The organism is Campylobacter sp. (assembly GCF_052170435.1).
In the GTDB taxonomy this organism is placed as follows: domain Bacteria; phylum Campylobacterota; class Campylobacteria; order Campylobacterales; family Campylobacteraceae; genus Campylobacter_A.
In genome coordinates this window covers 1-7,529 of sequence record NZ_JBQNAN010000037.1, presented here as the reverse complement: position 1 = coordinate 7,529, position 7,529 = coordinate 1, and the positions used below count along the sequence as shown (strand labels likewise).

7 protein-coding genes are annotated in these 7,529 nt (G+C 48.5%); 4 read left to right on the top strand and 3 right to left on the bottom strand.

The genetic code is table 11. The annotated features are described in order from the left end of the window. Both ACTTJF_RS09650 and panC read right to left on the bottom strand, forming a co-directional pair. Nucleotides 1-1,013: MiaB/RimO family radical SAM methylthiotransferase (locus ACTTJF_RS09650; protein ID WP_442551779.1), on the bottom strand; the 1,013-nt coding region annotated here is incomplete at its 3' end. A 1-nt stretch (nucleotide 1,014) separates the two neighbouring features. Then, nucleotides 1,015-1,836: a pantoate--beta-alanine ligase gene (gene panC, locus ACTTJF_RS09645; protein ID WP_442551778.1), complete on the bottom strand. Its 822-nt coding sequence runs from the start codon at nucleotides 1,834-1,836 to the stop codon at nucleotides 1,015-1,017. Nucleotides 1,837-1,943: 107 nt separating this feature from the next. Between panC and prfB the strand changes: the two genes are divergently transcribed. Genes prfB through ACTTJF_RS09625 form a run of 4 tightly spaced genes read left to right on the top strand, consistent with a single transcriptional unit; the run spans nucleotide 1,944 to nucleotide 5,339 of the window. Next, on the top strand, nucleotides 1,944-3,044 hold the full coding sequence (gene prfB, locus ACTTJF_RS09640) for a peptide chain release factor 2 (RefSeq protein ID WP_442551777.1): 1,101 nt from the start codon (nucleotides 1,944-1,946) through the stop codon (nucleotides 3,042-3,044). An 11-nt stretch (nucleotides 3,045-3,055) separates the two neighbouring features. Continuing rightward, nucleotides 3,056-3,361, top strand: a complete 306-nt coding sequence (locus tag ACTTJF_RS09635; protein WP_314988918.1) for a type II secretion system protein — start codon at nucleotides 3,056-3,058, stop codon at nucleotides 3,359-3,361. Beyond that, nucleotides 3,358-4,701 carry an FAD-dependent oxidoreductase gene (locus ACTTJF_RS09630; protein WP_442551776.1) on the top strand — a complete coding sequence of 448 codons (1,344 nt, stop codon included), beginning with the start codon at nucleotides 3,358-3,360 and terminating at the stop codon, nucleotides 4,699-4,701. The genes ACTTJF_RS09635 and ACTTJF_RS09630 overlap by 4 nt, the downstream gene beginning before the upstream one ends. A gap of 20 nt (nucleotides 4,702-4,721) precedes the next feature. After that, the gene (locus ACTTJF_RS09625; protein WP_442551775.1) at nucleotides 4,722-5,339 is read left to right on the top strand and encodes a tetratricopeptide repeat protein; all 618 of its coding nucleotides are present in this window, start codon (nucleotides 4,722-4,724) and stop codon (nucleotides 5,337-5,339) included. Between the two features lie 363 nt (nucleotides 5,340-5,702). Here ACTTJF_RS09625 and ACTTJF_RS09620 read toward each other — a convergent pair. Then, on the bottom strand, nucleotides 5,703-7,529 hold a 1,827-nt coding region (locus tag ACTTJF_RS09620; protein ID WP_442551774.1), incomplete at its 5' end, for a TonB-dependent receptor domain-containing protein.

Genomic DNA, 7,529 nt, shown 5'->3' with positions numbered 1-7,529 from the left:
GGCACCTGCTCCATCTCGTATGAGAGCGTGTCCTCCTCTTTCGAATATGCAAACGCCGAAACGCGGTCAAATTTAAACTCCTGCAAAAATGCGCAAAGCTCGTCAAATTCCGCTTCGCTCTCGCCAGGGTGTCCGACGATAACGCCCGTTCGCAAAAATGCATCGGGTGCCTTTTTCATCAAATTTAAAAGCTCTTTGATCCGCGCCGCGCCGCTTCCGCGCCTCATGATTTTTAGCATCTTGTCGCTGGCGTGCTGGATCGGCATGTCAAAGTAGTTCACAAACACGGGCGAGGCGATGATGCGCCCCACTAGCGCGTTTGAGGTCGTGCTCGGATAGAGATAGAGTATGCGCGCGGTTTTGACGCCCTCGATCTTTTCGACCGCGTCGATGAGAGAGATGAGTCCGTCGCTAACCGCGTAATCGCGCATATACGAGCTGCTGTCCTGCGAAAGGAAGCTAAAGTCATAGTAGCCCTTTTTTACGAGCTTTTGCACTTCGTCTACGATGTTTTCGAGCGCACGGGATTTTAGCTTGCCTTTAAAGGTCGGGATCGCACAAAAGCTGCATTTTTGATTACAGCCTTCCGAAATTTTGATATAGGCGTGGTAGTTTGAGCCCGTTATCACGCGCTCTTCGCTTGCTTGCAGGTAGGTTTCGGGGCTAAATAAATTTTGCTTTTTTAGGATGATCTCGTCGATCTTGTCGTAGTCTCCGACGCCGGTAAATAGATCGACCTCGGGCAGCTCCTTCATCAGCTCCTCGCGGTAGCGCTGCATGAGGCAGCCCGTGACCACGAGCAAAGAGCCTTTTTTACGCGCTTCGTGCATATCTAGGATCGCTCGGATGCTTTCTTCTTTCGCCGAGTTGATAAAACCGCAGGTATTTACGATGATGACGTCGGCAGAGGCGACGTCGGGCGTGATCTCGTAGTTTGAGAGGCGTCCGAGCATGATTTCAGAATCCACCAGATTTTTGTTACAGCCTAAGGATACTAAGTGAAGTTTGCCCATCTTATACCCACAGATTGTCTATTAGACGCGTTTTGCCCACGTACGCGGCGACTAGGATGATGGTGTTGTTTGGCTCTATTAGCGAGATTTCGTTTAAATTTCTATCCACGATCGCGACGTAGTCGACGTTTAGCGGCTCTAGGGTTTGTAGCATCTCGCCTTTTATCGTTTGTGCGCTTAGCTCGCCGGCCGCGATCAAATTTGAAGCTTTTTTAAGCGAATGCGAAAGCTTAAGCGCCTCTAGCTTTTGCCCTTCGTCCAGGTAGGCGTTTCGCGAGCTAAGCGCCAGTCCGTCGGGCGCGCGGACGATCTCGCAAGGCACGATCTCTAAATTTAAAAAACAGGTCTTTACGAAATTACGCACGATGAGTAGCTGCTGCGCGTCCTTTTTGCCCATATAGACGCGCTTTGCGTTTGTTAGATTAAATAGCTTATTTAGCACGCGAAGCACGCCGTCAAAGTGTCCCGGGCGAGTCTTACCCTCGAGCACGCTTGCTAAATTTTCAGGCGCGCTGATTAGCGGCTCGGTATCAAAATATAGCTCCCTAGCCTCAGGCACAAACATCGCATGCACGCCCAGCTCCTCGCAAATTTTAGCGTCGTTTTGTTCATTTTTCGGATAGTCCTCAAAGTCCTCGCCGGCTAAAAACTGTGCCGGGTTTACGAAGGTCGAAACGATCGCGGTTTTGTTTTCTGCTACGCACTTTTCTATGAGGCTAGCGTGTCCGTCGTGAAGTGCGCCCATAGTGGGTACGAAGCCGATATTTTCGGGATTTGCCGCGACGAAATCTCGCAGCTGTTCTGCTGTTTTTAAAATTTGCATTTTCTCTTCTTTATGTTTAATTTTAACGCGCGATTATAGCAAATTTTATCTTTACTCTTACAAATATGTTATAATCACGCCAAAAAGCACAAAAAAGGTCTTAAATTTTGGATAATTACGAATACACGGAACTTCTAAAAACCCTAAACACGAAAGTAGAAAATATCGCGGGCGTCGTAAAGCCCGAGAGTATCAAAGCTCGCCTAAAAGAGATCGAGGAGCTGGAAAACGATCAAAATTTCTGGCAAGACATCGCAAAAGCAAGCGCCATCGGCAAGGAAAAAACGAAAATTTCAAATATCTTAAATAACTTCCTAAACGCCAAAAGCGCCGTAGACGACGCAAAGGATCTATACGAGCTAGCCAACTCGGAAAACGACGAAGAGACGATAAATTCGCTCTTTGCCGAGGCTGGCGAGTTAGAGGATAAGATAGTAAATTTAGAGATTTCTATGCTGCTTAGCGGCGAGGACGACGGCAAAAACGCCATCGTCACCATCCACCCGGGTGCGGGCGGTACGGAGAGTAACGACTGGGCTAGCATGCTATACCGCATGTATCTGCGCTTTTGCGAGCGCGAGGGCTTTAAGGTCGAAACCCTGGACTTCCAAGAAGGCGAAGAAGCAGGACTAAAAGACGTGAGCTTTATCGTTAAAGGCGTAAACGCTTACGGCTATCTAAAGGCCGAAAACGGTATCCACCGCTTAGTACGAACCAGCCCGTTTGATAGTGCGGGTCGCCGACACACGAGCTTTACTAGCGTGATGGTAAGCCCGGAGATCGATGAAGACATCGAGATAGAAATTGACGAAAAAGACCTAAAAATCGACACCTACCGCGCAGGCGGAGCGGGCGGTCAGCACGTAAACAAAACCGAGTCCGCCGTACGCATCACTCACGCACCCACCGGCATCGTCGTGCAGTGTCAAAACGACCGCAGCCAGCACAAAAACAAGGCCACCGCGATGAAAATGTTAAAATCGCGCCTTTACGAGCTAGAGCTAATGAAACAGCAAGAGGCCGCCGGCAGTATCGAAAAAAGCGAGATCGGCTGGGGTCACCAGATCCGCTCATACGTACTTTTCCCGTATCAGCAGGTTAAAGACAACCGCAGCGGCGAAGCGTACAGCCAAACCGACGCGATACTAGACGGCGATATAAAAAAGCTCATTGAGGGCGTTTTAGTAAGTCAAAAAAGCATAAACTAGAAAGGAAAAATATGGAAATTTCAGCTCTTTTAAACCAACTAGGCTACAACGAAAACGACGCGACCGCCGCGCAGGTTAAGCGCATCCTAAACAACTGCGACGGGTTAAATTTAAGCAGCATTATCACGCTAAACGACCACCTAAAACCGCTCGGCGGCTTTGTCGCGATGAGCGGCAGCGAGGACGTATTTAAGATAAAAAATGCGGGCAAAACGCCGGGTGCGCTAAACGTGATCGAAAACTGGGCTGAAAAAAACAAGATAAACATAAAAAAAGTAAATGAAACTACGCACTACATACTAGGAAAAAACATATGAAAAACTACGATATCATCGTCATCGGCTTTGGCAAAGCAGGCAAAACTCTCGCCGTAAAAGCCGCAAATTTAGGCAAAAAGGTCGCCGTGATCGAAAAATCGGCGCAGATGTACGGCGGAACATGCATAAACGTCGGCTGCATCCCGACAAAAAAGCTAGTAAATTTAAGTAAAGAAGCGCAATACGTAAATAACAACGTCGCGGGCGAATACTTCACGCTTAGCATCGAGAAAAAAGACGCTCTCGTCTCCGCGCTTAGAGCTAAAAATTTCGCTATGCTTGACGGCAACGCAAACATCGACGTGATAAACGGCACGGCTAAATTTATGGATAAAAACAGCGTCGAAGTCACGTCCCCTGACGGCGCAAAAAGCGTACTTACCGCGCCTACTATCGTTATAAATACGGGCTCGGTTAATGAAAAACCAAGCTTTGAGGTTAGTTCAAATTTTGCTTACGACAGCACGGGGATTTTAAGCCTAAAAACGCTTCCAAAGCACCTAGTAGTCGTGGGCGGCGGATACATCGGGCTTGAGTTTGCCTCGATGTTTGCCGAGTTTGGCTCAAAAGTCACTATCATAGCTCGCTCGGGCGTGCTAAAAAACGAGGACGAGGACGTAAAAGAGAGCGTAAAAGCGCTACTACAGACGCAAGGGATCGAAATTTTAGAGGGTTGCGAAGTTAAAAATTTAAAAGATTGCGCGCTAATTTTTACCCAAAACGGCGAGACGAAATGCCTTGAAGCGGACGCGTTTTTGCTAGCGACCGGACGAGCGGCAGCGACTGCGGAGCTAAATTTAAGCGCGGCGGGCGTACAAACGGACACCAAAGGAAACGTGCTTGTAAACGAGTTTTTGCAAACCGCCCAGCCGCATATCTACGCAGTAGGCGACGTTCGTGGCGGCGAGCTTTTTACCTACACGAGCTTAGATGATTTTCGCATCGTCTTTGACAAGCTTTTTGGCACGGGCAAACGCAGCACGCTAAACCGCTCGCCTCACGCCAGTACGCTTTTTACCGAGACTCCGCTAGCTAGCATCGGGCTAAACGAGAAACGAGCGACGGCTCAAAATTTAGACTTTAAAGTCCTAAAACTAGCGCTAGCAGCAGTCCCCGGCGCAAAGGTAGTCGGCAACGAAACGGGATTTTTAAAAGCGATTGTTGATGCAAAAAGCGGCAAAATTTTGGGCGCGGCGTTTCACTGCGTTTATGCAAACGAGCTTATCAACGAGATTGCCATCGCGATGACCCTAGGGGCGGGCGCTGATTTCTTTAAAAATCAGATTTTCACCCATCCTAGCATCAGCGAAGCGTTAAACGACCTCTTTGGACAATTTTAAAACTACGGAAAGGATAAAAAATGAGAAATTTACTTCTTGCCTTGATCGGGCTTTTGTTTGTAGGATGCGCGGCTTCAAGCGGCGGCGGTAGCTTCTCTAGCGACAACCCGGACTATGACTTTAACAAGCGTGCCATAGGCGTGTTAAAACCAAAATGCGAAAGCGGCAACTACTCCGCGTGCAACGATCTTGCCATCAGCTATCAAAACCTACAAGATCACAAAACAGCTATAAAATACTACGAAAGAGCGTGCGGCAACAACTATCAGCCCGCTTGCACAAACCTTGCCAACATGTATCAAACGGGGCTTGGCGTAAGCAGAGACGCAAACAAAGCCCTTGAAATCTACAACGCCTCTTGCGCAAACGGCGGCGCGTACTCTTGCTACTATCTGGGCGAGTTTTACCGCTCAAACGCCGACGGCAAGGAGCCCGACTACGTAAACGCCATGTCGGCCTACGATAGAGGCTGCAAACTAGGCGACGTGCCTTGCTGCACGAACACGGCGGTACTATACGAGCACGGCCTAGGCGTATCGCAGGACGAGTCAAAAGCTAGAAGCATCTACCGCTCGGCGTGCTTTAGCGGCGACACCTCCGCATGCGACAACCTAAAAAGAATGGGCAGAAAACGCTAATATAAAACATCAAATTTAACGCCTTTAAATTTGGCGTTAAATTTACTAAGGCGAGTCAAATTCGGCTCGCTTTTTTGCTTATAAATTTACTCCCCGAAAAACCCGCATCTTGAAAATGCAAATTTAAAACTACCCGTTAAATTTGACGCCCGACGCTTATAAATTTAACTCCGCAAATTTGCCTTTGCGATATGCGGTAAATTTTACTCGCTTAGCTAAAGCACGTAAATTTGAGCGCATTTAAAGCAACAATCTTTTTACCTTAAATAACAAAAGAAACAACGCTAGATTTGAGTAAATTTATAAAAAGTAGAAAACGGGGGCTTAGATTTAAGCCCCTTGAAGCGCGAGTTTGGAGTAAAATTAAAATTTATAAGAGACGTTAACCTTAAAGTTTCTGCCCGGCTCCCAGTCGATCGCGTTTGCATCGCCCGTGTATTCAGCCATTCTTTGAGAGTGCGAGACATAGGCTTTGTTAAATACGTTATAAACGCCAGCGTTTATCTCAAGTCCTTTAAATTTACCGCCGCTTGGCGCATAAGTGAGATAGACGTCGCTCACGGCGTAGCTCGGGATATGCACGGCCGCGTCGTTGCCAGCACTCGTCGTGTCTTTAGAAGCAAAATAAATAAGGTTATAACCAACAAGCGTGTCGATAGCGTTTATCGAATACTCGGCGTTAAAGGTGTACTTGTCGCCCTGATCGCGGTAGCCGATGATATTTGACGTGTAGTAGCCGCCGCTGCCGTTTCTTACGCGGTCTTTATATCTTACTTTTTGATGAGTATAGCTAGCGCCTAGGCTTAGCGCGTCGAGGTTTAGTCTCGCTAAAAGCTCAACGCCGTCGATATCCGCGCCGCCTGCGTTAATCCTATAAAGCACCGGATTTACACGCCCGCCCGCTGCGTTATTATCTACGATTAGATTTTTGTATTTGGTTTTAAAGTATTTAGCTACGAAGCTAACGTGTCCCGTTTCGCTAAACTCGCCCTTGTAGCGTCCGCCGATCTCGTAGCTATCGCCCGTAGTGGCCTTTAGATCAGGGTTTGCTCTGTATCCTAGCGCCGTACCCCTACTAGCGCCGCTAGCTAGCATAGACTCCATTACATCAGGCCCCCTAAACACTTTAGCGTAGCTGGCAAATACTCCAAGCCCTTTCATAAACTCGTAATCAAGCGCCAAAGCCGGCGTAAATTCGTCAAATTTGTATTTGTACCCGCCGATATTTGCGCCCGTGCCGTTATAGGTCTTTAACTCGTGACGCTCGTATCTGATGCCAGGAGTCACGGTAAGTCCCGCAAATTTGATCGCATCCTCTAAGTAAAACGAGTAGTTGTTTACTTTTTCGGGGCGGTTATTTTGCGGCTTGTTAAAGTTCTCGCTGCGGTAGTACTCCACGCCGTATCTTAGCGTCTGCATCACGTCGCCCGTCTCTATCGCGGTTTTTGCTTTCGCGCTTAGGCCTCTAGTTTTTACGCCCCATTTGCTACCGTCGACTCTCTGATGCTTCGTATGATACGCCGTTACGTCGAGATTTAGCAGTTCGCTCGGCGTAAATTCGTACTTTAACGTCGTCGTATCGCGCTCGTATTTACGGTCGGCATCGGCGCTATGCCAGCTGCCAAACTCCGCCCTCAACGGATAAAGTCCCTTGTAGTGGTTGTGTTCGTGAGAGAGTGATATCCTGTGCGCGTCTAAAAAGCTATATCCGAGCTTAAGAAGATAGCTAAGATCGTTACCGTCGCCGCCGATTTTCTTACCGTTGCCGCTCTTGCCGTAGTCGTAGCCTTTGTGATTTATCGCAGCTAAAAAGTCAAGCCCCTCGACTGGCACGGTAAACACCGTGAGTCCTTGCGAAAATTCGTCGTTATTTGAGGCGTAGCCCGTTTTGATTTTGGCGCCGATGATTTCGCCCTCTTCCAGCAGGTCTCTAGCGTCCACCGTCCTAAAGGCTACCGAACCGCCCAGAGCCCCAGCGCCGTTTACCACAGAGCGCGATCCGACCTCAACGTCGATGGCCTTGATTAGATCAGGGTCGATCAGGAGGTCTGCGTTGTGGTGAAAGGTATTTCCGTTTTGCTTCGCGCCGTCGATCGTGATATTTAGGCCGCGGTCGCTCACGCCCCTCATGTAAATTTTTTGGTTCATGCCGTTCGTGCCGCCTACGTAAACGCCGGGAATATCGCGCAT

Excerpts from the sequence above, each read along its gene's own strand:
- panC (WP_442551778.1), bottom strand. The coding sequence starts at position 1,836 with ATGCAAATTTTAAAAACAGCAGAACAGCTGCGAGATTTCGTCGCGGCA.
- ACTTJF_RS09635 (WP_314988918.1), top strand. The coding sequence starts at position 3,056 with ATGGAAATTTCAGCTCTTTTAAACCAACTAGGCTACAACGAAAACGAC.
- ACTTJF_RS09630 (WP_442551776.1), top strand. The coding sequence starts at position 3,358 with ATGAAAAACTACGATATCATCGTCATCGGCTTTGGCAAAGCAGGCAAA.
- ACTTJF_RS09625 (WP_442551775.1), top strand. The coding sequence starts at position 4,722 with ATGAGAAATTTACTTCTTGCCTTGATCGGGCTTTTGTTTGTAGGATGC.